Here is a 22,277-nt window from a genome sequence, read left to right on the forward strand (position 1 = left end):
CAATGAGGGACCCCCACCATTGCAGTTTTCGAATGATGGCACTCCGCTTGGCAACGGCAAAGCAACTGTCCGTGTCGAGAGCATCGCTGCTTGATACATTCTTGCTTTTCCCTGAGTACTTGTACGATGTGCAGTACTTTGGTTTTGGATCTCTGCGGGCGTCGCTTCGGAGTTTAGACATTCCTAAACCCGGAGATAGTTTCGTTAATCTTCCCGACATTAGAACGGTTTTTCGCGAATTGCAGGTCTTTCAAAAAGCCGCGCTGCGTCAGTTGGTGGCAAAGAACATACTCTCATCTGAAGCATACAAAGAGGGAGACCTAGTACTGTCTTCAAAGGGGGTTCCAAACGATTTAGAACAAGTGTTGCAAGCGTTTGTTTCCGAAAACTCCCGACAGCTAGCGTTCATCACAGACGACCTAAGCGCGATCCCTCTCGATGGCCCGACCGGTTTGCTACGGCGAACAAATTTGGAGATGGGGGGGCGAACCAGATAATGTCTTCCATTCTTAAACTCAATCGCTTGGTTGTGATGAAAGGCGGTCAACGAGCCTATGATCAGAAATTTCATTCTGGACTCAATATAATCCATGGATCAAATGGTTCAGGAAAATCCTCCATTCTTGACTTTATTTTTTTCGCCTTGGGGGGTGACTTGACTAAGTGGAAACCCGTTGCTCAAAGGTGTGACACTGTTTTCGCTGAGGTGTCTGCTAACGGAACAAAACTTTCCCTTCGGAGAGAAGTGTCGACCGACAAAAGCCGTCCAATGTTCATCTATTTCGGAAGTCTTGAAGATGGGCTCAAAGCCGCCGCTGACGGTTGGCAGAGATTTCCTTATAAACGCAATGAACACTCCAAAACCTTCAGCCAAGTATTGTTCAAAGCCCTGGGCCTCCCAGAGATACCGGGAGATGAAGGTTCGAACATCACTATGCATCAAATCTTACGGTTGATGTACGTTGATCAGACAACGCCGTTCCAACGCATTTTCCGAAGCGAAGACTTTGATCCCCGAGATACAAGAGAAGCTGTTTCCGAGCTGCTGTGCGGAATCGGAAATAACCAACTCTACTCAAAGCGAATAGCTCTGCGAGAGCAGCGAAAGCTGGAAAGCGAACTCAGCACAAAGCTAACCAATTTGCTGAGGGCAACAGCAAACTTGGGTGAAAACTTCAACGAAGGCGCGTTTGAAGCAGAACAACAAGCATTGGCACAAAGGCGAGAGGTGCTTCAAAAAGGGATAGAAGCACTCCATAACTCGGATGTCGACAGCTCTCAAATTGCGAAGGAAGCTGAGAACGAGCGTAGAAAGCTCTACGAAAAAATCAGCAAAGACCGCGACCGTTTGGTTGGCATAGAGCGCGAGATTGCAGCGCTAAGTTTTGAAATGTCCGACAGCGATCAATTTGTGAGCCACCTTGAGCAGCTTCTCAAAGAGTTCGACCGCACCGCTGCAACATATACTGCTATTGGTGAAGTACCCTTTGAGCTCTGCCCATCCTGCCTTCAGCCGCTGACCGAAGCTTCCGATCGACACTGTCACCTGTGCAAAGAAGAACTTCCACAAGAAGACAAAGACGCGAAGCTCTTCGAACTCCGAATGGACATCGAAGGGCAAATTGTTGAGAGCAAGCGACTTCAAGAAAAACGTTCGGAGAAGATAAGCTCCATCAAAAAGGAAGCCACCCGCCTCAAGACAAGCATGTCGCGCCAAATGAAGCAATTCGACGAAGTTCGAAATGCCTCTGTTGATGGGCAAACCGCATTGATTTCTGAAAAGAGCCGCGAAATAGGAAAAATAGATGCTCGCTTGGATGAGGTGAGTAAGCTGTCTGATCTCAGGCAGCAGATCGAGGAGGCAAAGCAAGCAAAAAAGAAGGCTACTAACGCAGTGGATAGCCTAAAGAACGAAATCGAGGCCTTGGAGTTGGCTCGGGATAAACGTCGACGACAAGTGAAAACTCGAATTGCAGAGCAAACAAAGCGCGTTCTAGAAATGGATCTCGAAGAACACAATGATTTCGAGGAACTTGAAAAGTTTGATTTCAGTTTCGAGGACGACTGGTTTGCTATCAACGGTGACCCAAACATTACGACCAGCGCAAGTGGTATGGTTGTGGTAAAGAATAGCCTTTTCATAGGCTTGCTCTTGTCATCGTTACAGGATCTGAAAATGAGGTATCCTCGCTTTCTCCTTCTAGACAACGTAGAGGACAAGGGGATGGTTGGCGACAGGGTCAGAAATTTCCAAAAAGTAATTGCTGATCTCATGGACGAAGAAAGCGAACCTCACCAAATCATTATGACTACATCGACGCTGAACCCTGAACTAGAGCGTGCAGACTACATCGTCGGGCCTGAGTATTCGAAAGAAAATCGCACTCTGTTGATCGATACCGGGAATGGATAGAAACAAATGTGCGCAGTCCCATTTCACTGTGAGCGAAATCATTCGATTAAACTCCAGGAGACGCCAGCGACCATTCTGAGTTTCTCCGTCCTGCCGGAGTTCGTACTTTTTAGATGCTACACCGTGTACGAACGGCTGCTTCAGCAAAGTTTTCAGAGCTATCGAATGCCGGTTACGGAACGCCTCATAAAGGGAACCGACGGGATTGCTGCTCTCTAATTCAATGTCCGCCATGTAGAAAACAGGCATCAGTTTTTTGTGCAATCTGCTGCCTGCTATGGTCTTCTAAAGGCCCAAAAAAAGAATTCTGAGGACTACCGATGAAAAAAAACTGTCTTTTGGAAATTCTCAGAAGCGGGGCCAAGTTACATCAATCCGAATTGATGGAGGCAAACGACTATCAGCCTAATCGCACTACCACTGAGTATATTCTAACGGCGGCCCTTCTGCGCGCCGGGTTAAAAGAAGGTCTGTCCGTGCGAGTGGAGCCCCGCTGCAAGAAGCTAGTCAACATCGTTACATCCACTGCGTCAAAAGAGGTCCGAAATTCCTTCGGGAAGAAACGCTTCGATCTACTTTATGGGGAATACCTGTCGCCTCGCGCAATAGTCGAGGTGAAGATCGGCGTTAGAAGCGTCAAAAAACTCCTGGCAGACACGGAAAAAATTTTGGACGTCATGCGCGAGTTGGATCGTATTCAGTATCCAGCGCTTGGTGCCCTAGTGTTTGAAATACATTTGAGGGGCAGCGGTAAACTTGTTGAAAAGACGGATTTCAAAGCCAATTTTCAGAAGCTATTTGGGACCATCACGGCTGATCTTGACGCCTATATTCAATCAAAAAATCCAGAATGGAAACTCGATGTCACTGTGCTGAGCGAAGCAATTGAACCTGCCTACATCCCTGATGGAATTATCGAAAACGATGGTAATGCAACTTTCCTATGTGCAGCATTGCTTGAAAAGTTAACCATTTCGTCAAAATAGCTTGCTCGCTTAGCTTTAAGGTTCAATGAATATGGGCTGTCAACGGCGACCTTCGAACCTTGGGGGTAGATTGAGATGCAAGTAAGCCTCCAACAAACGAGTCATCGCATCGCCATGAACATTGGGGATTCTAATATTCGCCCTCCCGCAGTTTTCAAAAATCCATCCAGAGATTTCGTCTTCGATTCCGTTGTAGCCAAATTCATGACGATTTTCCCAGACATCCTTTGCGAATGTGCTTCCGGCACGGCGAGTTCCATAGTGTTGGCTTGTAAACCTCTGAGAATAGCCAGTCTGTCCAATCCGCAACCAGTCATTGCCCCGAAAGAACAAGTAAACGCCACGCTCATTTCGCAGAGGGCGTGGCCGCGTGTGAGGCGCATCTTGAAAATCCAAAGGAAGTGGGGCTTGTAGTGCGCCTCGAACTCCTTGTATCTCGACGAAGCGAGCCAAAATCCCCCGAAGCTGTTGTTCCATTGTCCACCTCCCAGCATTGAACAAAAGGCTGCGTTTCCCAGCAGCCTCGTTTGTAGTTCGAATGGCTGCAAGGCAGATACAAGTGCATTACAACGCATACCGTTAAGAATTCTTCCGTATGCACGGCATGATGAATGGTCGCTATGGTCTTATGTTGTTCCAAATGCCACCCCAAATCTCAAACCCTAGAAATCCTCTGGGCACCTACAGAACACTTCACAAGGGAAGTACCGTTGGACTTTTTGGCCTTTTGGCTTTGGTCAGTCCGGTACTGCAATGCTGGCATAGGCGTTGGGACCAAGGACAGCCACAAGTCCGCTGAGAGCTTGTGGCCACAATACACGCTTCCAACCTCAACACGGCTTCCATGCTGTGCGCATTTTTGAATCTTGGAGGTTGTCACCCATACACAACCCAGCTGATTAGGTAGTCCCAGCGAAATCGGTCGCAACAGATTGGTTAGACTCGGAGAACTTGGAGACTTTGGGTTTCGGCAGACCAATATCGAATCCGCGTGTCGGTTGGCGACGCGGAGACAGTACTAAACGCTTGAGCGCGACGTGAGGACGTGCTCCCAATTCATTGCAGGGCATACATGCATTACACGCGCCCCCGGCGTCCCGTGACGATCTCAGAGCCTCTCAGCGATAATCCCGTGCCGCTGGCGTAGGGCATCGTCGAGCCAGTCGAAATCGGCGAGTTGTGCAATTAGATTTTGCCAGGACAACTTTCGAAAGAGGCCCGGCACTCGGCTCGCGCTAGTTGCTTCGTCAAACTGAGCCAGCGCCTTACCTCCATTATGGAATTCCGGATTTCGAGCATCATAGACGACTAAAACATGGCCGGTATCTGGCCGTGCAATGCCATCGTTGTAGGTACAAGCTGCCAGTGCATTTCGAGCCAACTGATAAGTCTTGGCAAATGGACACACTTCGAGGTCCCTTTGCGTGTCCCACTGAAAAAGATCGGGCAATACTTCCCAATACAAGGCGCCAATTTCTGTCAGAGAGCAACGAGCAATGCGTTTGCGTTGACGACTGTAGCTCCCATCGCAAAATTGTTCTTCATATGAGGCATCGTTAGGTGTCAGGTTGGGCCGAGAACACAGCCCGAATTCGCGCTCCGTGAACTTGCATTCGACTGCGACACGGTAGTTAGAACCGCGAAGAAATACATCGATACTGGTGGGCCGCGGCTCTCCTAGCCAGTGAACCTCGTACTCCATGTCCATTGTGAACTCGGAATTTCCGAACGCTAACTGCCCACAATCTGCAATGATCCCACTTAGATTGGCCCCGGCTGCAAATGCACCAAAAACCGATTGAGCCAAAGCTTGTGAACTCCTCATGCTCGCGTACCCACGGTGCCTCTGAGATCGAGGAATCAGACGTCGAATATGTTCAGCCAACTCACTGCCTTCAGGAACGATGACATTTAGTTCCTCGAAGCCTTTTGCAAACACTGGCGGACGAGAGGCACGTGACACCCCATCTAGCTCCGCGGGATGGTTGCTAGTTGCCCACTGCCACCATGTATCGTGCAAGCCCCTAAAATAGCTGTTCCAATCACTCGACATCGTCATCCAAAATCAAAGCACGAATGGCGGGCGCTGGTTGGATTGAGGGAGGCAACCCGTTTCCACCATACTCAATCATAACATCCGCCATTTCGCCAAACTCGATTACCAGGCCGAGAGCGCGACGAATTTTGACGGTTAGATCATGTAACGCGATCAGTGGAGCGGTTCCGAGATCCCGCCACGCCTGCCACCATGACGCTTCGCCCAACACTAAGACCGATGGTTGTTTGTCAACACAGGCCCCGAATAGTTCTTTCGCTTCATCCGCGATGGCTTGGAGGTTTGCCGATATGATCGCGGCGTATCGCAGGCCTTCGAGCAAAGCAGTAATCGGCGGATCACTTCGGCCACCAGTGTGGCTGGTCACCTTCAACTCAACCACAAGAGGCGATCTGCTTGTCGTTAGCCCAAGGATATCGATTTTCCCTATGCGCCCGTCCGTTTGAGCCGATTTGAGCGGCACCTGATAGTCTACGAATTCGTACTCTCCGATGTTTGGCAGCGCCAAACTGCGCTGCAAGTTTACAAGCGCGATTGCGATATGCTCTTCGCGGCGATTGCTTGCCGCACCCGAACTTGGTACGCCATTGTGACCGACGAAGTAGCGTTTAGTGCCTCTTCGCTGAGGTGCAACTTCCTGTAGTTCTCGGTATTCGCGAACAAGCCTATCAATGTCGATCTGCCGGATCGCAGTTGCCATACCGCCAATTGGCCATCGTCGCTCAAATAGTATTGGGAAACGGCTCGAATAATTCATTCATTCGATTGTGCAGCAAAGCGGCCAGTTTGTCATGCCGGATCCCAGTGGCGATCTCAACGCGTTTGCAGCGGTACCAATGACCTTGCCCGCCAGACCCCATCGACCAGTTCAAAGATGTAAAGAGGCATGAGCTCGAATGCATCAGAAGTCATAATGCGTATTCTGGTCACGAACGGATCGATTTGCATGGCTTTTTGAACTGTGGCCCTCAACGTTGGCATGATCCATCCCGAAGTCACAAATGAGAGGCGATGCTCTACCTCACTGTGATAAAATTCATGAACTTCGCAGTCTTCGCCTTCGATCTCGCCAGGAAGGATGAAATGCTGTTCGATATTTCTCACGTTTAGTGCCTCCGTCCAACGACCGTTTCTAGCTTTGAGCGCAGGTCGGCGCGCTCCTGATCCGACAGCTTTGTAAAGTCATACACCTGTTGTTCCAACTTCTGTTCGATCTCGACCGTCTGCCCCTCTTTCCACCCCGCGCGTGTCTTCAGCCAAAATATCGCCGCTGGCGTTGAACCTTGTTCGATCAACCGAAACAGCCGCCGCACGACCTTGGCGTTGGCCAGTTCCAAACCGCTGTCCAATTCCTCTTGGTAGTGCCGCTGTAGCGTTTTCATACCAATACCCAGTGCCTTCGCGATGATCGTTTTGGGTGTTCCACCCGCCACCAATACTTCCACGATATGCCGTTGTTCTTCTGTTGGTTGGTGCGTTGGCATCGCCATTTCCCGCGTGTCCCTACTTTGTGATCACAAAGGATTTCGAAGGGATGATAAGTGAATTGCCGCGCTTTCTAAACTATTGCCAACAATTAGGCGCTTCAGAATGCCATGGTCATTACTGCGCCAATATCGCCGCACAAAATTTTGGCGGCCTTGGCACACTTGGACCTAAGATCGCCAAGTGTGCCAACATTTTCCCCGACGATTTTGGCAACCTCGTTAGTATTTTTCGGGTAGGCCCCAATATGAGAATTTGCCTTCTTTGTAACTGATGACCGACAAATCCGATTTCGCACGATCAAGCGTGCGCTTTTTAATACCTGCGCCCTCGGCTAGCTTGAGAACCTTTGTCGCTTTCATGCGCCCTTTTCCCAGTGTTTTTTTCAGGAACTCGACAGCTTCCTGCAGCTTCGATTGCCGTTCAATACCGCTTTGGTCATGAAGACTATCCGCAGAAAATTCACTGGCTCCCTCCCATTGCAAGACAGGTACGTCGTCCGGTTTGTCTTTGACGAGCCGGTACATCCACCCACCTTTTTTGTCTGTGAGATTCGACTTCACTGGTGCGATGACCCGGATTTCGTCATCTTCTGGATGCAACGACACTAGAAATGCTGATCGCGCGGCTCCAACGAAGTCGATACCTCCGCTGCCTTGCAATACAGCACTATCGCGTTTCGTCTTGGTCAGGTGGCGTATCAGAAGAACCGCGATCCCTTCATGCTCGGCGATCGCTTTTAATTTGGACAAGTATTCCCTGATAACGTTGGGGCGAAGAACGTCACGATCACCTGGGACATAGGCGAAGAACGGATCGATGATAATTAACTCTGGCGGGTATTGATCTATCTCATCAAGCAGTTCTTCAAAGCCATCGTCGTCTAGCGCAAGATAGTCAGCTTGGATCCGAATTTGGTCTGGGTCGCCTCCCATCGCGTCGATCCGCGGCCTTATTGTGTAAGAAGGGTCATCTTCCGCGCTTATGTACAACACGCGGCCCTGTTCGGTTTTGGAACTGCCGGGGAGTCTCCCACCGATTGATATTTGCGCAGCGATGTGCATTGCCAAATACGACTTACCTATACCCGGGTGCCCTTCCATAATGGTGGTCATGTTGTACGGAATGAAGTCTGGCATCAGCCATTCAACATCCCTCGCTTCGACATCGGAGAGATTGATGAACTTTTCTTTCTTTGAAGAACTCACGATTTACCCTCCAGCTTGTAGAGAATTCGCGACAGTTCGCTCTCTAGCGCCCAGCGGTCGCGCCCGTGTTTGTCGATGAAGTAGACGCTGTTCCAGATCGCAACATCTATGTCGCGCCGCGAAGCACCAGCCTGATGAAGCCCCGCCGCCATCGCGTAAATCGCATCGCTACGATTAGGGTAGAGCAAAGTATCATGCTCCAAGAGAGCACGTGGCATCAGTGTGAGCAGTGAGTGGTATTTCTTGAGGATCTGCTGTCGGTGCTTGCGACCTTGGGGTAGCTTTTTTCGGGATGGCCAACTGCGGCTTCTGGGCTCGCCTTTCGCCTTCTTCTTCGTCTTTGCTGGCGCGGCCAAAAACTTTGGCGGTTCAATCACGCACGCAAGTGGGTCAGCTGGGTTCTCTAGCAAACGAACCTCTGGCCGATCATATTCAGGCTTGTGGTTGTACGTGAACGGAACTCTCAGGTACTTGGTGACACTCCAGCCATTTTTGTCGGCGCCGTAAGTGTACGCAAGGTTACGGGCAATCTGCTCGGCATGCTCGACATCGAGCGCCCGATCGTGCACCCAGATTGCTTGCGTACGCCCAGGAGATGTTGCCCAGGAGAGCGTCGGCGCAGGATAGAAGGCGCTTAATGCAGCTTCGTCCACGTCCACACATGCGTAAGGTGTCTTTCGGGCGAACTTTGTTTTTCGTTGGACTCTCTCAAACGCGTTTGCGCAGAAATACAGATCATACTCTTCGCGTGGAAACTTTGTGAAGAACTGAACGATTTCGCTCAGACTGACAGTGCTGCGAAAGGCTTGTTCTTTCCATTTTCCTGACTTGCAATCCTTTGTCCCGATGAAGGTAAATCCGTTGACGCTGTGCGTTTTCCAAATGGAGTGGAGCCATTTGGCTGCATTTGTTTCCCAGCCAATAGGCTGAGAATCATCGTTCATGCGTTTGGGCATGTTTTTTCCTTTCAAAGATTTGGCGAATTTCTGTAGCGGGAATCCCGCCAGTGAGGTGGGATTAGCTGGAGTTTCTTTGATCAGCGCGATCGTTGATCCATGCGATGACTTCTGCGTACATCCAGGCGACGCGCGCGGTACTTAGGCGCACCCTATCAGGGAACAACCCATCAGCCTCAAGACGGCGTAGATGCTCTTTGCTATAGGTTATCCCAAGCGTTTGAAGTTCTTCTATGCCGATCAGAACGGGGTGCACCCCGGCAATGGACCGCTTGATCTCCCTTTTGGGGCTTGTTCCCTGCGTCATGCGTCGTCCCCCAGTCTGGCGACAACCCGCGCAATTTCTTCGTTGAGCTTGCCGAGGTCTTGCCCGTGTTTGTCGATGAAGTAGGGGTTGGGCCAAATCACGCTGGCGATTTCGTCATAGTTTGCACCGGCGACGTGAAGAGCAGCAATCATGTGAAATATTTGAGCAGATCGGTCTGGCTCATATGCCTTGCGGTTTCTCATAAGTCTGCGTGTCTTGGGATGGAGATTATCCTGATACCGTTTGAAGACCTCCAGCGCGTTGAATTTGGCAGGATCCGCATTTACCTCTGGCAACGGCTCGCAGAGCTTCGCCTGATCCCGTTTCAAGGCTAAGGGGCGAGCGAGAATCTTCGTCCAATCACATTTTACCGTGTGCACAATGGCCTGATTATGTTAGGGCTCATGGTTAACCGACCCAATCAGGCGCAGCATTTTGGTTGTCTTCCAACTAGTCCGGTCTCCCCCATGCCGATATGCCAAAGCTTTTGAAAAACGCTCAGTTTCGCCCGGCTCATGGAATTTGTCCCAGGCCCAAAGCGCCTGATACCGATTGGGCGAGGTTTGCCAGACTAGGCTTGGCCAAGGATCATAGTCGTCAGGATTGCCTTCACCGATATCGCACCAGCTGAAGCGGGTTGCTGAAGCATTCTGTCGTTCGCGGCGAGGTTTTGAGAATGCGACCGGACAGAAAAACTGTTCGTAATCCCATCTATTGAATTCAGTAAGAATGTCGATGATTTCTTTCGCCGGAACGAGGCCGTTGGGCTTAGTTACTTTTTCGATCCACATGCCGTCCGAAACCCTTTTGAAGCCAAGGAAAGAATAAAGCGCGTCGCCCGGACCGCCCCAGAGATTCCAAATGTCATTTAAGTAGTGGGACTGGCTGTAGATAACGTCAGTTTCGTCGTTAAGGTTCTTGAAAATCCTGCCGGTGTTATTGGGGTGCTTGCACGGTACGTAAATCTTTTTATTTCTCATCACTTCCTCCTTTGCTCATCATGGCGTCGCTGCCATGACAAGAGGATTACAGCGGGTATTTCATCAATCAATTCAGCATTTTGGAGATTTCTGCCAGCATCTGGCAGACCCAGAATTTACCCTTTCAAAGCAAGGGTGATGAGGTTGTCGAGTTTTTTGCCGGGAATGACGTCACCGCCGGTAACTTCAGCGAAGGCGGCGTCGACGAACTCTGGCAAATGGCCGATCCAGCGCTTCTCTTTGGCATCATAAACGCCCCTCGAGGCATCTAACTCGGGACAATGTTTCTCAAAAAGCTCTACCAGTTCACAGACAATATCGAAGCGCATCTCGCCAGTGTGAGGCGCCTTTTCACTCTTGAGCTTGTTTAAGTCGGAGATCAGATATTCGAGATGTGCGAGCAAATCATCGAGTTTGTTTCGTGCCGGTTCACGGTCGAACTCACTAAGATCGGGATCCAGAGTGCCCCAAATGGAAAAGTAGGGATTATTTTCGTCGCCTAAGTTTTCCAGGAGCTGTCTGGCAGGTTTCTCAACATTATTCTCGAGCCACCTGATCCGCTTTGACGGAGGCAGGTTAATCTTAGCAATTGGGAAATCGACCGGGGCCGCAACAATTGTTTCGCGCCACTTTGTGCCGAGCTCGACTAACGCGTTGTGGATGCGGTCGAGCCGTTCGGGCTGTGCTTTAAAGTTAAGTATCGAGGCGATGTCTCGCATGCGGTCTTCGCCGAAAAGTTCAACGTCATCGCCCATTGCTCCAATGCCTCGCGTTTCTCATCTGCATATGAGTAGCGATTATAGACGGCTGCGACGCCGGAGATGATCCCTGATTTGTGGTTCAGCACTTTTTCAATGACATGCGGAGACACGCCGATCCGCGCCATTCCTGACGCAGCGGTGCGACGCAGGTCGTGGAGCCACCAGTCATCGGTGCCGATTGCTTGGTCGAAACGGTACTTTGCACGGCCAAAGCCTGAAACAGGCGTCGTGCCGGTGGTGGTGAATACGAAGTTGGACCCGGCAAAGCGCGGCATGACGTTCAGGATGTCGATGACTGCTGGCGACAATGGCACATCATGCGCGATGCCGTTCTTGGCGCGCTCGGCGGGGATGGTCCAAGTCGAAGTGTCGAAATCGATTTCTGACCAGCGCATCTCGGAGACCTCGCCACGGCGTTGTCCAGTCAGGATCAATATCTGTGTCAATGTACCGAAAGGATACCCTTCGCCCTCGGCAGCAGACCATAAAGCACTCAGCTCAGAAACCGTCAGAATGCGATCCCGTGCCTTCGGCTTGGTCGGTGGCTTTAGACCAGCGATAGGGTTGGCTTTGATCACCCCGCGATCCAGGCACCAGTTCAAAAGTTTCTTCAGAGCGGCCAGTGCGTGATTGGCCCTGCCCGGCGTTCCGTTCGCGACGATCTCATCCAAGATACGAACGACTTCGCTGCGTTCGATATCTTCCAGCGATTTGCCGAAGAGCCGGACCCATTTTTGATTGAGTAGGCGTTCCTGCTCCTTCCAGCCGCGATTACGTGGCTTTGCCCAAAGCTCAATAAATTGGGGGACGACCTCACCGAGCGTGATCGGTTTGTCAGACAGAGTAACGCCAAGCTGTGCGTCGCGTAGCAGCTCTCTCGCACGGTCGCGCGCTTCTGAGAGCGCCAGCGCAGGGTAAGTTCCGATCTTGATCCGCTTCATGCGCCCGTTGACGCGCGGTGAACAAAACCAGGTCTTGCCGCCAGAAGTCGACACACGAATACCAAACCCCGGCAAGGTGTGATCGTAGACTTCCAAGCGTTTCGGGCCGGGTGCAAACACGGTTTCAACGTAGCGGGATGTAAGCTTCTTTTTCATACAAGATATATAATCTGACAGTCAGGCGATCTCACGGGTGGAAGCCTAAATTATCCCAAGAAAACAGATATTTGTCACCACATCAGATGTGGTGGAGTGTGGCTGAATGTGGCGGTTTGACTGGGTGCTCAGGTTTGGTGAGCGGCCGCTTGCGCTGCATCCGACTCTCTCTGATTCTCATATCGCGGTAATTGCTATCGCCCAACGCCACATATCGAGCGAGGCGAATTGGCTGGTAGTTTCGTCTTCTTAGCGATGCGGGGTTCCGATCGAATATCTCAAGCACCGGATTCAATACGCTCCGAAGAAACATGCAGAAAAAAATACAGAAATTTTTTACTTATATATGCTGAAAAAAATTATCATAAAAGCAGAATCTGTATCGAAATGCCGCCTGGAACAGGGCATCCTCTGATCAAGAGATGCGGAGGAACCGATGAGACACTCAGCGCACAGTAATCGGCGGTCAGCCCAGCGCGGCGTTACAAAGCGCTTTATGAACGCGCTCCTCAAATATGCGGATGTCGATAAGCCAATTGGTGGAAACTGTCGGCTTTTGCGTGTCAGTCGCCAGCGCGCGGCTGTCCTAAACATCGACGATCGGCTTGGCCGATACGCTCTAATCTGGAGTGACAGCACCGCGCAGATTGTAACTGTGATGCCCTTGCATAACGGCACTGGTGGTCGGCGTTACAGGTCCAAGTTTTAAGAGGTTTCCATGGACGAACTGGATAAAGAACAGCGCAGGCTTGTAAAGCGCGAAGCTGATGTCGGGCGTCTCAACGCATTGCAGCAGCAAGCGGTTCACTCGGGCATAAAACTTGGGCCTCGCGACAGGTTGAAGGCGGCATTCCATCTAACGCGTGCGTGGAAGCAAGCGAAGAGTGAGGGCCTGAGAAAGGAAGACTTTCAAGACACCGTCTGCGCCCGCTTGCAGCGAACCCATTCCAATCGGCGAGAATTTCGTTTGAGCAATTGGACTCTTCGGCGCGGCGAGGATCCGTCAACTCAGGATCTAATGAAAAAGTACGAGAAGAAGAGTACGCCTCAGAAAGCGTTGGAGCCGTACCTAGTTGGTATAGCCGTTGCTGCTGAGCATTGTGGCGCGGACCCCGCAGATTGGAAAATCGACATGACTCGGGATCTTACGATTTGGCCCCTTGCCCAAGCAGATCCGAACGTCGCACCGCTCGACGACCGCCCAGCTGAAACGCTAGCCATCCTACTTAATTCCCTTTGTGCAGAACTTGGAAGTTGCAATGCGCTAGCCGAAACTTTCGAAGTAATAGATCGAATGAGCTGTCGTTGGGAAATGTTCGAAGAGCGACTTGCGGCCTGTGAAAACCTTCACATGGAACGACTAAGATTCATGAGCCCACCTATGAATGAGGGCAATGACATCGATGGTATGTTTCCCTTCCCGTCAGTTCCGCTGCTACGTGTGCCCTATGCAGTCGGCACCGTGCAGTTTGATTTGGCACCCGACGCCTTGCTGCGGCCCCTTGATGATGGTGATGAAAACCGTCACTACAATGGTATTCCGCGAATGCCCCCAGAGATTTTCCCTGAAAATGCGCCGGGACTTGAAAAAGCGGACGGAAACTTGTTCTTCTACCGTGAAATCGGTTTAGCCATTGTACCCGATGGCCGAGGGGGCTTCGCAGGCAATCTTGAATCGCGTCCCTACGTGGAGGTGAAGTTCGACGAAATTCACCCATTTGCTGGCCGTCATCAAGTCATGAACGGGCACATGGTCGACCTCGATTACTTCTTCTTTTTAGCTACCGAATTCGACGGTAAGTATCGCTTTCCCACGATATCCGCCCAAGATGGAACGGTCTGGCGTTTGAATTTCGCTGCTCACCCACCGGGAAGACCACCTACATATCAACTTGTCGCACAGAACCCTGAGACCACCGGATGGATGTTTGACAAGGATCCGGTGCGCCAGCCAGGAGAGACTGAATTCAGTACAGAGTATATTTGTTTTTCGCCTGTCGCGGCGGCTGATGTGCGCTACTGGTTTACGCAGGATTGGCGGCTTTTGGCGCCATGGGATGGAACGACAAATGTGTGGGCTGAGTGTCCGTGGTTTTCGGCGGTTACCGCTCAGAAAGCGCACCCCCAGAAAACCCCACCGATCTACGAGTTGAACTTCCCAGATCGCAGTCATGCGACTTTCATTGAAAGCTCTCTTCACGACGGCAGTATCGAAAAAGCTCTGCAAGTAAAGATCGACTCCTTGCAGAAGCAAACTGCACGTCTGCAGTCCGAATGGAATAACGCCAGAGAGCGCCATAGCAATGCGCTATTACGGCGCTGGAAAAGCGGCTCCGAAACAAAGGGTACTCAGAAATGACTCGCATTTACGAACGCCAAATCGACACTCTTTTCGTGCGCTCATTCACGAGCAATCCAGAGTTTGCTGCAGCATTTCTTTCCGCCGTGGATGGCAAACCGGAGATTGGGATTAGCGCGCTGGCCACCCAGACACCGCATCGCGCATCTGAGCACCGCGGCAGCATCGATTTCGAAATTACTCGCGTCGATAGCGCCATCCTCTTGGTCGAGAACAAGATTGACGCCGGATACAGCGTCACTAGGGCCGGCGACCCTCAACCGGAGAGATATCGCGCCAGCGTTGCCGCGTTGACGGCACAGGGGCAGCGTGCCGCCTCAGTCTTGCTCGCCCCTGAACATTATTTACTCAACACACGTCATTCGGCGGCATTCGATCATCGCTTGAGCTACGAAGCGCTGCGCTCCGCGCTTACCGGGAATGACCTGGTTCTGCTGGACTCTGCTATCGCTCAGGCTTCAACCCCTTACGAGCCGGAACCGAACCCTTCCAGCGCCGCTTTTTTCGCTGAGCTCGAGGCATTTGCCCGGGAACATTTTCCAGAGCTAGTGATCAAACGGAATCCCAATGGAAAAGGCGTCCGACCAACTGGGTCCAACACGATCTATTTTGATGTTCCGCGGACCTTGCGCAGTTGGGAGCAACTTGCTCGCCCGCGTATGTCGCTTCAATGTCGCGACAAGACCGCCCCTTCGGCATCGGTCAAGATCATGTTGGGCGGCCTAGGTGCCAAAGCCAGATCCATGGCGGTGCCCGAACACCTAGCTGTAGTAGGTGGCTACATCCGGCCTGCAGGGCGTTCCTTGGGGTTCGTTATAGATACTCCCCAGTTGAACACACAGATTCCCTTCGACGCCCAGGTGTCCGCCGTGGAGGAAGGTCTCGAGGCCGCTCGCAGGTTGACAGCCTGGTGGAATAATCACGCGGGCGCGCTGCGCCTCTGAATAACGGAGAATATCCAATGAACAACATCGAAAGAATGATCGCTCGCATTCCATCAATGGACCAAAAAGCGCAGGCAAGGCTGCGTCAGAACGCTGAGGACAAACTGCAGAAATCGCCGGACAGTGCCGATGCAAAAGATGCAAAAAGAGTCATCGACGCGCTCAGCGCCTTCGAGAAAATTCGGCCGATATCCGAACGCTTTGACGTCACCGGCGATCTCTCATGGGAAAAGTACCAAAAGGGCGGATCCAGCACCATCAGAGCTTTCTATGAGGATCGAGTCGTCGGGTACATTTTCAAGAGCGCAAACCACTCAAACGCTGACAAGAATGTCTACTCGATCGAGATCCTTGGCCAGGCGCTCCCTGGGTCTTGGCACCATATTTCTGACGCGCGCGCTGCCGGAGAAGCCGCATTTGCAGAACGATAAAAGGATGCGCAGGGATAATGGCACTACGGCTGTCGAAACAGTGTATGCGTCCACTAAGGCATCGCTATGATTGAGTTCGTCCTAATCGCACTAGCCGTCACGGCGCTACTCATGCTTCTCTCCTGGAAACCTGTGCACCAGGCGCTTCAGGCTTTGCTCGGCCTGTATGTATTCGCATTTATTGTTTTCGTCATCTCTTTGGTAATTTGGCTAGCTCTGAAAGTATAGAAGGATCAAGCCTAAGTAGTTATCGACCCCACGGCAACTTAGGCTCTCGGCTCCGCGCAATTTTCGAATTTGAGAGCTGGGTCAGTCGAGTTTGTAAGCCAGCGGCGTGTTGGGCGGAAGCTGTCGTCTCACCCACACCGAAGCAAAGACGCATAAGGCGCATAAGGCGCATAAGGCGCAATATGGAAAGCTTCGGATAAGACATGAGCCACGAGGCTCAGAAAATGCCACCCAAATCTTAAATCTTGGAATTCCTCTATCCGCCTACAGAAATCCTCACGACGGATTCTGGCTGGACTTTTTGGAATCTAAATGCGGTCGTGAAAGCGACTGACATGCGGGCATGTGCGCCAAACCGGTCATTGAGCGGCGTTGCCGGTAACAGCAGGTACGCAGACGAAGCTGACATTTCGGACAACTGCGTGTACCCTAGCTGCATCGATTAGAGAGGCTGCGTAATGACTAATCCCAATGAAGTCGCGCACCATTACCATTCCGGTCACCTGCTACAGCAGATTTCTGCTGGTTGCGCAGCGCTGAACCTAACCCCACCATTTTCTCAAGACGCCTTGGCTCCAGTTGACGAGTTTCACATTGGTGGGCGCCTCGCAACCGAACCGTTTGTGAAGGCTCTTGGCCTTACGCCCGAAAGCCGGGTTATCGATTTTGGATGCGGTCTCGGCGGTCCGGCACGCTATGTCGCGGCAGCCACCGGAGCGCACGTAACTGGCGTTGATTTGACCGCTGAGTTTGTGGAAACCGGAAGGACACTTACAGAATGGACCGGGTTATCGGATCGGGTTCAACTTATCGAAGGCAGCGTGCTCGATTTGCCGCTAGAAGCTGGTTGCATGGACGCCGCTTACATGATCCACGTTGGAATGAACATCGCGGACAAAGTAGGCATAGCGCGCGAGGCGAAACGGGTCCTCAAGCCAGGAGGAATCTTTGCAATTTACGATGTGATGCAAGTCGGAGAGGGACAAATGGACTATCCGGCGCCTTGGGCTTCTTCCTCAGATCAAAGTGCACTTGCACCACCGGAGACGTATGAGGCTGCTTTGAAGTCCGTTGGTTTCGAGGTGAGTGACCGGATCGACCGCACTGAATTTGCCAAACAGTTCTTCGCCGATCTGGCTGCCGCGCAAAGCCGTGCAGATGGCCCTCCACCACTGGGTCTTCATCTTATCATGGGCGATGATACGGCGCTTAAGATTCAACACATGGTTCGGAACATCGCCGGCGGATTGATTGCTCCGATTGAACTCCACGCTTGCCTCCCAGAGTAACAAAACACTCTATACGATCGGCGAATACCAGAAAGGTAGGGTGATGGCTGCAAGCAATTTCCGACTGACCAAAGAAGCTGCTCTCAAATACGACAGCCATAGTGTACCCGCCATGTTTGGACCACTGGCGCAAGCGACGATGGAGAACGTTAACCTCCGCAATGGCGCGCACATCGTAGATATAGCCTGCGGCACAGGCGCTTTGACACGTGAGATCGCCAAGACTTTGTCTGGCAAAGGACGCATTGTCGGCGTGGACCTAAACGAAACGATGATAGAGGTTGCGCGGGCTAACCAACCAGAATCTGATCATACTTTTGAATGGCACGCCGCGGATGTATGCAACATGCCCTGTAATGACGGCTCGTTTGACTAAGCTTTCATTCAACAGGGCCTGCAGTTCTTCCCAGACAAACCGGCAGCCTTGGCAGAAGTTCACCGCATACTGCGTGATCAAGGGCAGCTCTTTCTGACGTGTTGGCGCGCTGTGTTACTATTTAATGGGGCGCCTGCAGACGCCCTCGAAAGACACGTTGGCCCCGACGCAGCGACCAAGGCGAAGGCGCCGTTTTCGTTCCGCGATGGAGACTTAATTTCGAACCTTCTGACGGACGCAGGTTTCCAAATCAGCCGTTATGACGCCTTGGTGCTTGAACGCCGTTTTGAAGACCTGCGGGCACAAATCATGGCTCTGCCGATTGAGGTGGACCTCAGAAAGACGGGAGACAGTATTGCTGAAGCGGTTGTGGCAGAAGTGGCCGCTAAGCTGGCCCAGTACGATAGATCCGGCGTATTGCACGTTCCACAAGAAGCGCATCTTTTCGTCGCGGAAACGTGAGCGGACATTCGTTGCGGGCTGAACCAAAGACAGCAGTGCGGACAAAACGGTCATTCGCAAAACCGTGCCTTCTGTCGCCATAGGCCCATTCACGACCTTATGAACTCTGTCAAACGCTGTGGTGCAGTTTCACAAGAGCAGCCGTTCATGCATCGTGCAGCATCCATTGCCAGAGAACAGCGGACGCGTGGGCAAATTGGTCCGTTTCGGCGGCAGCATGTCCACGCCCCAATCCAGCGTGGTGTCAGAAACCGGAAATGATCCATTTTTTCGGATCAAGGCTGCGTGCAAAGATGCAATCTGCGCAAAAAACAACGCTGTTTTCAAAGGCGCTCCACGAGCACACCTTGTCCGCCTGGCGGACACTGAGCCGGACAGAAGTTCTCTCCGGTACCGTCTCTTTCTAGTTTGGTTGCGCAGCTGTGGAAGGAAATGAAATGCCAATTCAATCTTTGGGCTATCTTGGTGTGCGATCCGACCGGACGGATGACTGGAAGCAATTCGCAAGTAAAGTACTTGCCATGCAACTCGCTGATCACGGCGGGCGCCAACTTTCTTTCCGGATGGATGATTTGGTGCAGCGCCTGGTGATATCCGATGAACCCGGCGAAACGCTTGCCTTCATCGGCTGGGAACTTTCGCAGAAATCAGACCTGCAAGATTACGCCGCCCGGCTGGACAATGCGGGACATAAGGTTGGGCAGGGAAGCCGTGAATTGGCAGACCGCAGGTTTGTCGAAGACCTGATCGTATTTCACGATCCTGCGGGAAACCGGATCGAACTGGTGTGGAACCCACAAAAAGCCGAAGACCCCTTTACGCCGGGGCGGCCGATCGACGGCTTTAAAACCGGCCCGCTTGGAATGGGGCATGCGGTGTTGCACGTGCCCGATGCGACGGCTCTATTACCGTTCTATCGCGATGTGCTGGGATTTGCCGTCAGTGACTATGGTCTGAAACCAGTGCCGCTCTACTTTTTCCACGTCAACGGGCGGCATCACAGCTTTGCCATAGTTGGCTCGGGCAATTCGGGGTTTCACCACTTCATGGTCGAATATCACAACCTTGATGACGTTGGTCAGGGTTATGACCTAGCCTGCCAGGAAGAGGATGGCATTGCCTATACGCTGGGGCGCCATACCAATGACTACATGACCAGCTTCTACGCCAACAGCCCCTCGGGTTTCTTTGTCGAAAACGGATGGGGTGGGCGCGTGATCGACCCCGCGACCTGGGAGCCACATGAAACAAAGTGCGGCCCCAGTTTCTGGGGTCACGACCGTCTTTACTTGTCCGAGTCAGGGCGGGAACCTTTTGTCGACATGCGGCTCAAGGCCGCTGAGGACGGGTTGCGCGCGCCGCCCGTAGTCGATTGCCCATGGCTATATGAAACCCGTGGGCGTGGCTGAGAGAGGGGAACCTGATGGCACAGATTACCAAACATTTTGATGTCGCCATTGTCGGCTATGGGCCAACTGGTGCGACGCTGGCCAATCTGCTCGCCGAATGCGGTGTGAGTGTGGCTGTCATCGAGCGCGAGGCGGCGATTTATCATCTCCCCCGGGCTGTGCACTTTGACGGTGAAACCATGCGGGTTTTTCAGGCCGCAGGCGTAGCCGAGCAGCTGAATGAAAAAGTGCGGGTCAATCCGGGTATGCGCTTTGTCGATCAACAAAGAAATCTGCTGATGGACTGGCCCCGTCCGCAAGGGATTGGACCGCAGGGGTGGCATTCAAGTTATCGCCTTCACCAACCTGACCTTGAGAAGCTGTTGCGTGACAAACTGACCAGCCGCGACACTGCGATGATTCTGACAGAAACTGAGGTTGTTAGCGTCGAGGATCAGGGCGAAGAGGTTACTTTGTACTGTCGCAAAGCTGGCGACGAGCACAGCACAATGGTTAAGGCCAATTTCGTTGTCGGCTGTGACGGTGCTCGATCTTTGCTGCGTGAAGCCATCGGTTCTGGCATGGACGATCTGGGGTTTGACGAACGTTGGTTGGTCGTGGACCTATTGCTTAAGAGGGACCGCCCCGATCTGGGTGATCACACGGTTCAGTTCAGCAACCCTGATCGTCCAATGACCTATTGCCGAAGCCCGGAAAACCGGCGGCGGTGGGAAATCACGGTTCTAGATGACGAAACCGACGACGAGGTTTTGCAAACCGCGCGCATATGGGATTTTCTTGCGCCCTGGATTGGCCCCGAGGATGCGGATCTGGAACGGAGCGCGGTCTACACGTTTCGATCTGCAATCGCGCAGAACTGGCGCAAAGGTCGATTGATGATCGCCGGAGATGCCGCACATCTGACACCGCCTTTTATGGGTCAAGGCATGTGCGCGGGGATCCGTGACGCCGCCAATCTGGCGTGGAAACTGGCGCTTTGCGTCAATGGCGAAACCGGAATTGACTTGCTGGACAGCTATCAAGCCGAGCGCGCGCCCCACGTGCGCACGTTCATCGAAACGGCGGTGCGCTTAGGTGGTTTGATCAATACGATGGATCGCGACACCGCGCTGGCACGAACAGAAGCTGATTGCGACGGAAAGGCTCGCATGGAGTTCACCTCGCCCCCACTTGGTCGCAGTGATTTGGCCAGCCTCGTGGTTGGCAACACGCCGCACACCGGGCACCTGTTCAGCCAGCCGACACTCAGTGACGGTCAGCGGCTTGATGATGCCATCGGGTATGCACCAGTGCTTGTGGTGCGTCACAAACTGCCCCGTGATGTCGTGCCAGCCATGCGCGTTCTTGATGGAGAAGCGCATCCTGCCTTTGCAGATGCGTTGGACGAAATTGGGGCAAATGCCGTTCTGCTGCGCCCTGACCGATACATCGCCGCTAGCGCCATGACTCAGACAGACATCAAAGCAATTGCAGCTATGAGCCTGCCAACCCCTTACAAAACCATCATAGAAAGAGAGCCCGTAAAATGAAACTTGCTTCCCTGAAAACTGGCGGGCGCGACGGCACGCTGGTCGTTGTGTCCCGTGATCTTTCCCGTTTGACTTTGGCCACATCCGTGGCACCCACACTGCGCGAAGCGATCGAAGACTGGCAGACCGCCGAGCCTGCCCTGCGCAACCTTGAAAAACAACTCGAGGACGGCGTCGTCGATTCCATGTCGTATGATCCGGCGGCACTGGCCTCACCGTTGCCGCGAGCGTTCCAGTGGGCGGACGGTAGCGCCTATCTCAGCCATATGCGGCTTGTACGCAAGGCGCGCGGCGTTGACATGCCTGCAAATTCGGAATCCGACCCGTTGCTCTATCAAGGTGGTGGCGACGGGTTTCTTGGACCGGTCGACCCAATCCCCTGCGTCGATACCGATTGGGGTCTGGATTTCGAGGGCGAAATTGCCGTGGTCACAGATGACGTGCCGATGGGATGCACGGCCAAGCAGGCCAGATCGCATATCAAACTGATCATGCTGTGCAACGATGTAAGCCTGCGCCATGTCATGCGCCCAGAACTGGTTAAAGGATTTGGCTTCTTCCAGTCGAAACCCGCAAGTTCCTTCTCGCCCGTGTGCGTAACCCCCGACGAGCTGGGAGAGGCCTGGACTGGTGGGCGCATCAACCTGTCACTAGTCACGACTTACAACGGTGACGAATTCGGATGCGTCGACGCGGGCGCGGATCTGAACTTTGAGTTTCCCGAGCTGATCGCCCACGCCGCGCGTACCCGCGACCTATCGGCCGGCACGATCATCGGGTCGGGCACTGTCAGCAATGAAAACCACCAAGAGGTGGGTTCATCCTGTCTGGCTGAAAAGCGTATGATTGAAACCATTCGCGATGGCGAGCCGACAACCCGGTTCATGCAACCCGGCGACACAATCCGGTTCGAGATGCTGGACCACGACGGCACCAGCGTGTTCGGCGCTATTGACCAGTCGGTTGTGGCCGGGTGAAACTGCATCATGGGCGGACAGAAC

General features: G+C 52.6%; 24 protein-coding genes. 12 read left to right on the plus strand and 12 right to left on the minus strand.

Translation table 11 applies throughout. The annotated features are described in order from the left end of the window. Positions 1 to 2: 2 nt before the first annotated feature. The 3 genes from AC2FH8_RS05625 to AC2FH8_RS05635 all read left to right on the plus strand — a co-directional run bounded on the left by AC2FH8_RS05625 (position 3) and on the right by AC2FH8_RS05635 (position 3,399). Positions 3 to 497: an ABC-three component system middle component 5 gene (locus tag AC2FH8_RS05625; protein ID WP_496688721.1), complete on the plus strand. Its 495-nt coding sequence runs from the start codon at positions 3 to 5 to the stop codon at positions 495 to 497. Next, entirely contained in the window at positions 497 to 2,413 is a 1,917-nt protein-coding gene (locus AC2FH8_RS05630) for a hypothetical protein (RefSeq protein ID WP_496688723.1), read from the plus strand. Before AC2FH8_RS05625 ends, AC2FH8_RS05630 begins: the two co-directional genes overlap by 1 nt. 320 nt (positions 2,414 to 2,733) lie before the next feature. Then, positions 2,734 to 3,399, plus strand: coding sequence for a hypothetical protein (locus tag AC2FH8_RS05635; protein WP_496688725.1), 666 nt, complete (start codon positions 2,734 to 2,736; stop codon positions 3,397 to 3,399). 39 nt (positions 3,400 to 3,438) lie between these two features. On the opposite strand, the gene AC2FH8_RS05640 is transcribed toward AC2FH8_RS05635, so the two are convergent. The 12 genes from AC2FH8_RS05640 to AC2FH8_RS05695 all read right to left on the minus strand — a co-directional run bounded on the left by AC2FH8_RS05640 (position 3,439) and on the right by AC2FH8_RS05695 (position 12,249). Next, positions 3,439 to 3,876, minus strand: a complete 438-nt coding sequence (locus AC2FH8_RS05640; protein WP_496688727.1) for a hypothetical protein — start codon at positions 3,874 to 3,876, stop codon at positions 3,439 to 3,441. Positions 3,877 to 4,507: 631 nt separating this feature from the next. Further along, complete coding sequence (locus AC2FH8_RS05645; RefSeq protein ID WP_496688729.1) at positions 4,508 to 5,362, minus strand: PGN_0703 family putative restriction endonuclease; 855 nt, start codon at positions 5,360 to 5,362, stop codon at positions 4,508 to 4,510. A 79-nt stretch (positions 5,363 to 5,441) separates the two neighbouring features. Then, on the minus strand, positions 5,442 to 6,155 hold the full coding sequence (locus AC2FH8_RS05650) for a hypothetical protein (RefSeq protein ID WP_496688731.1): 714 nt from the start codon (positions 6,153 to 6,155) through the stop codon (positions 5,442 to 5,444). Between the two features lie 113 nt (positions 6,156 to 6,268). Next, complete coding sequence (locus AC2FH8_RS05655; RefSeq protein WP_496688733.1) at positions 6,269 to 6,559, minus strand: hypothetical protein; 291 nt, start codon at positions 6,557 to 6,559, stop codon at positions 6,269 to 6,271. A gap of 2 nt (positions 6,560 to 6,561) precedes the next feature. Continuing rightward, positions 6,562 to 6,939, minus strand: coding sequence for a hypothetical protein (locus AC2FH8_RS05660; RefSeq protein WP_496688735.1), 378 nt, complete (start codon positions 6,937 to 6,939; stop codon positions 6,562 to 6,564). Between the two features lie 222 nt (positions 6,940 to 7,161). Further along, a complete protein-coding gene (locus tag AC2FH8_RS05665; protein ID WP_496688737.1) occupies positions 7,162 to 8,148 on the minus strand; it encodes an AAA family ATPase in 987 nt (328 codons plus the stop codon). Continuing rightward, the gene (locus AC2FH8_RS05670) at positions 8,145 to 9,104 is read right to left on the minus strand and encodes a DNA-primase RepB domain-containing protein (protein ID WP_496688739.1); all 960 of its coding nucleotides are present in this window, start codon (positions 9,102 to 9,104) and stop codon (positions 8,145 to 8,147) included. The genes AC2FH8_RS05665 and AC2FH8_RS05670 overlap by 4 nt, the downstream gene beginning before the upstream one ends. Positions 9,105 to 9,165: 61 nt before the next feature. Then, on the minus strand, positions 9,166 to 9,411 hold the full coding sequence (locus AC2FH8_RS05675) for a helix-turn-helix transcriptional regulator (RefSeq protein ID WP_496688741.1): 246 nt from the start codon (positions 9,409 to 9,411) through the stop codon (positions 9,166 to 9,168). Continuing rightward, a complete protein-coding gene (locus AC2FH8_RS05680; protein ID WP_496688743.1) occupies positions 9,408 to 9,563 on the minus strand; it encodes a hypothetical protein in 156 nt (51 codons plus the stop codon). The genes AC2FH8_RS05675 and AC2FH8_RS05680 overlap by 4 nt, the downstream gene beginning before the upstream one ends. 243 nt (positions 9,564 to 9,806) lie before the next feature. Next, positions 9,807 to 10,391 (minus strand): DNA-primase RepB domain-containing protein, encoded by a 585-nt coding sequence (locus AC2FH8_RS05685; RefSeq protein ID WP_496688745.1) that lies wholly within the window; start codon positions 10,389 to 10,391, stop codon positions 9,807 to 9,809. 116 nt (positions 10,392 to 10,507) lie between these two features. Then, complete coding sequence (locus AC2FH8_RS05690; protein ID WP_496688747.1) at positions 10,508 to 11,110, minus strand: hypothetical protein; 603 nt, start codon at positions 11,108 to 11,110, stop codon at positions 10,508 to 10,510. Further along, positions 11,038 to 12,249 carry a tyrosine-type recombinase/integrase gene (locus AC2FH8_RS05695; RefSeq protein WP_496688749.1) on the minus strand — a complete coding sequence of 404 codons (1,212 nt, stop codon included), beginning with the start codon at positions 12,247 to 12,249 and terminating at the stop codon, positions 11,038 to 11,040. The genes AC2FH8_RS05690 and AC2FH8_RS05695 overlap by 73 nt, the downstream gene beginning before the upstream one ends. Positions 12,250 to 12,967: 718 nt before the next feature. On the opposite strand from AC2FH8_RS05695, the gene AC2FH8_RS05700 reads away from it, so the two are divergent. From AC2FH8_RS05700 to AC2FH8_RS05740, 9 genes are all read left to right on the plus strand, one after another. Beyond that, on the plus strand, positions 12,968 to 14,608 hold the full coding sequence (locus AC2FH8_RS05700) for a hypothetical protein (protein ID WP_496688751.1): 1,641 nt from the start codon (positions 12,968 to 12,970) through the stop codon (positions 14,606 to 14,608). Further along, on the plus strand, positions 14,605 to 15,552 hold the full coding sequence (locus tag AC2FH8_RS05705) for a hypothetical protein (protein WP_496688753.1): 948 nt from the start codon (positions 14,605 to 14,607) through the stop codon (positions 15,550 to 15,552). Before AC2FH8_RS05700 ends, AC2FH8_RS05705 begins: the two co-directional genes overlap by 4 nt. A gap of 17 nt (positions 15,553 to 15,569) precedes the next feature. Then, a complete protein-coding gene (locus tag AC2FH8_RS05710; RefSeq protein ID WP_496688755.1) occupies positions 15,570 to 15,983 on the plus strand; it encodes a hypothetical protein in 414 nt (137 codons plus the stop codon). 686 nt (positions 15,984 to 16,669) lie between these two features. Continuing rightward, on the plus strand, positions 16,670 to 17,500 hold the full coding sequence (locus AC2FH8_RS05715) for a class I SAM-dependent methyltransferase (protein WP_496688757.1): 831 nt from the start codon (positions 16,670 to 16,672) through the stop codon (positions 17,498 to 17,500). A 43-nt stretch (positions 17,501 to 17,543) separates the two neighbouring features. Further along, complete coding sequence (locus AC2FH8_RS05720; RefSeq protein ID WP_496688759.1) at positions 17,544 to 17,876, plus strand: class I SAM-dependent methyltransferase; 333 nt, start codon at positions 17,544 to 17,546, stop codon at positions 17,874 to 17,876. 111 nt (positions 17,877 to 17,987) lie between these two features. Further along, positions 17,988 to 18,338 (plus strand): hypothetical protein, encoded by a 351-nt coding sequence (locus tag AC2FH8_RS05725; RefSeq protein ID WP_496688761.1) that lies wholly within the window; start codon positions 17,988 to 17,990, stop codon positions 18,336 to 18,338. 437 nt (positions 18,339 to 18,775) lie between these two features. Beyond that, the gene (locus AC2FH8_RS05730; protein ID WP_481668174.1) at positions 18,776 to 19,747 is read left to right on the plus strand and encodes a VOC family protein; all 972 of its coding nucleotides are present in this window, start codon (positions 18,776 to 18,778) and stop codon (positions 19,745 to 19,747) included. A gap of 14 nt (positions 19,748 to 19,761) precedes the next feature. Continuing rightward, entirely contained in the window at positions 19,762 to 21,276 is a 1,515-nt protein-coding gene (gene mhpA, locus AC2FH8_RS05735; protein WP_299353562.1) for a bifunctional 3-(3-hydroxy-phenyl)propionate/3-hydroxycinnamic acid hydroxylase MhpA, read from the plus strand. Next, positions 21,273 to 22,253: a fumarylacetoacetate hydrolase family protein gene (locus tag AC2FH8_RS05740; RefSeq protein WP_299353559.1), complete on the plus strand. Its 981-nt coding sequence runs from the start codon at positions 21,273 to 21,275 to the stop codon at positions 22,251 to 22,253. The genes mhpA and AC2FH8_RS05740 overlap by 4 nt, the downstream gene beginning before the upstream one ends. Positions 22,254 to 22,277 lie beyond the last annotated feature (24 nt).

The sequence above is a fragment of the Ruegeria sp. CDSC025 genome (genome assembly GCF_059610805.1).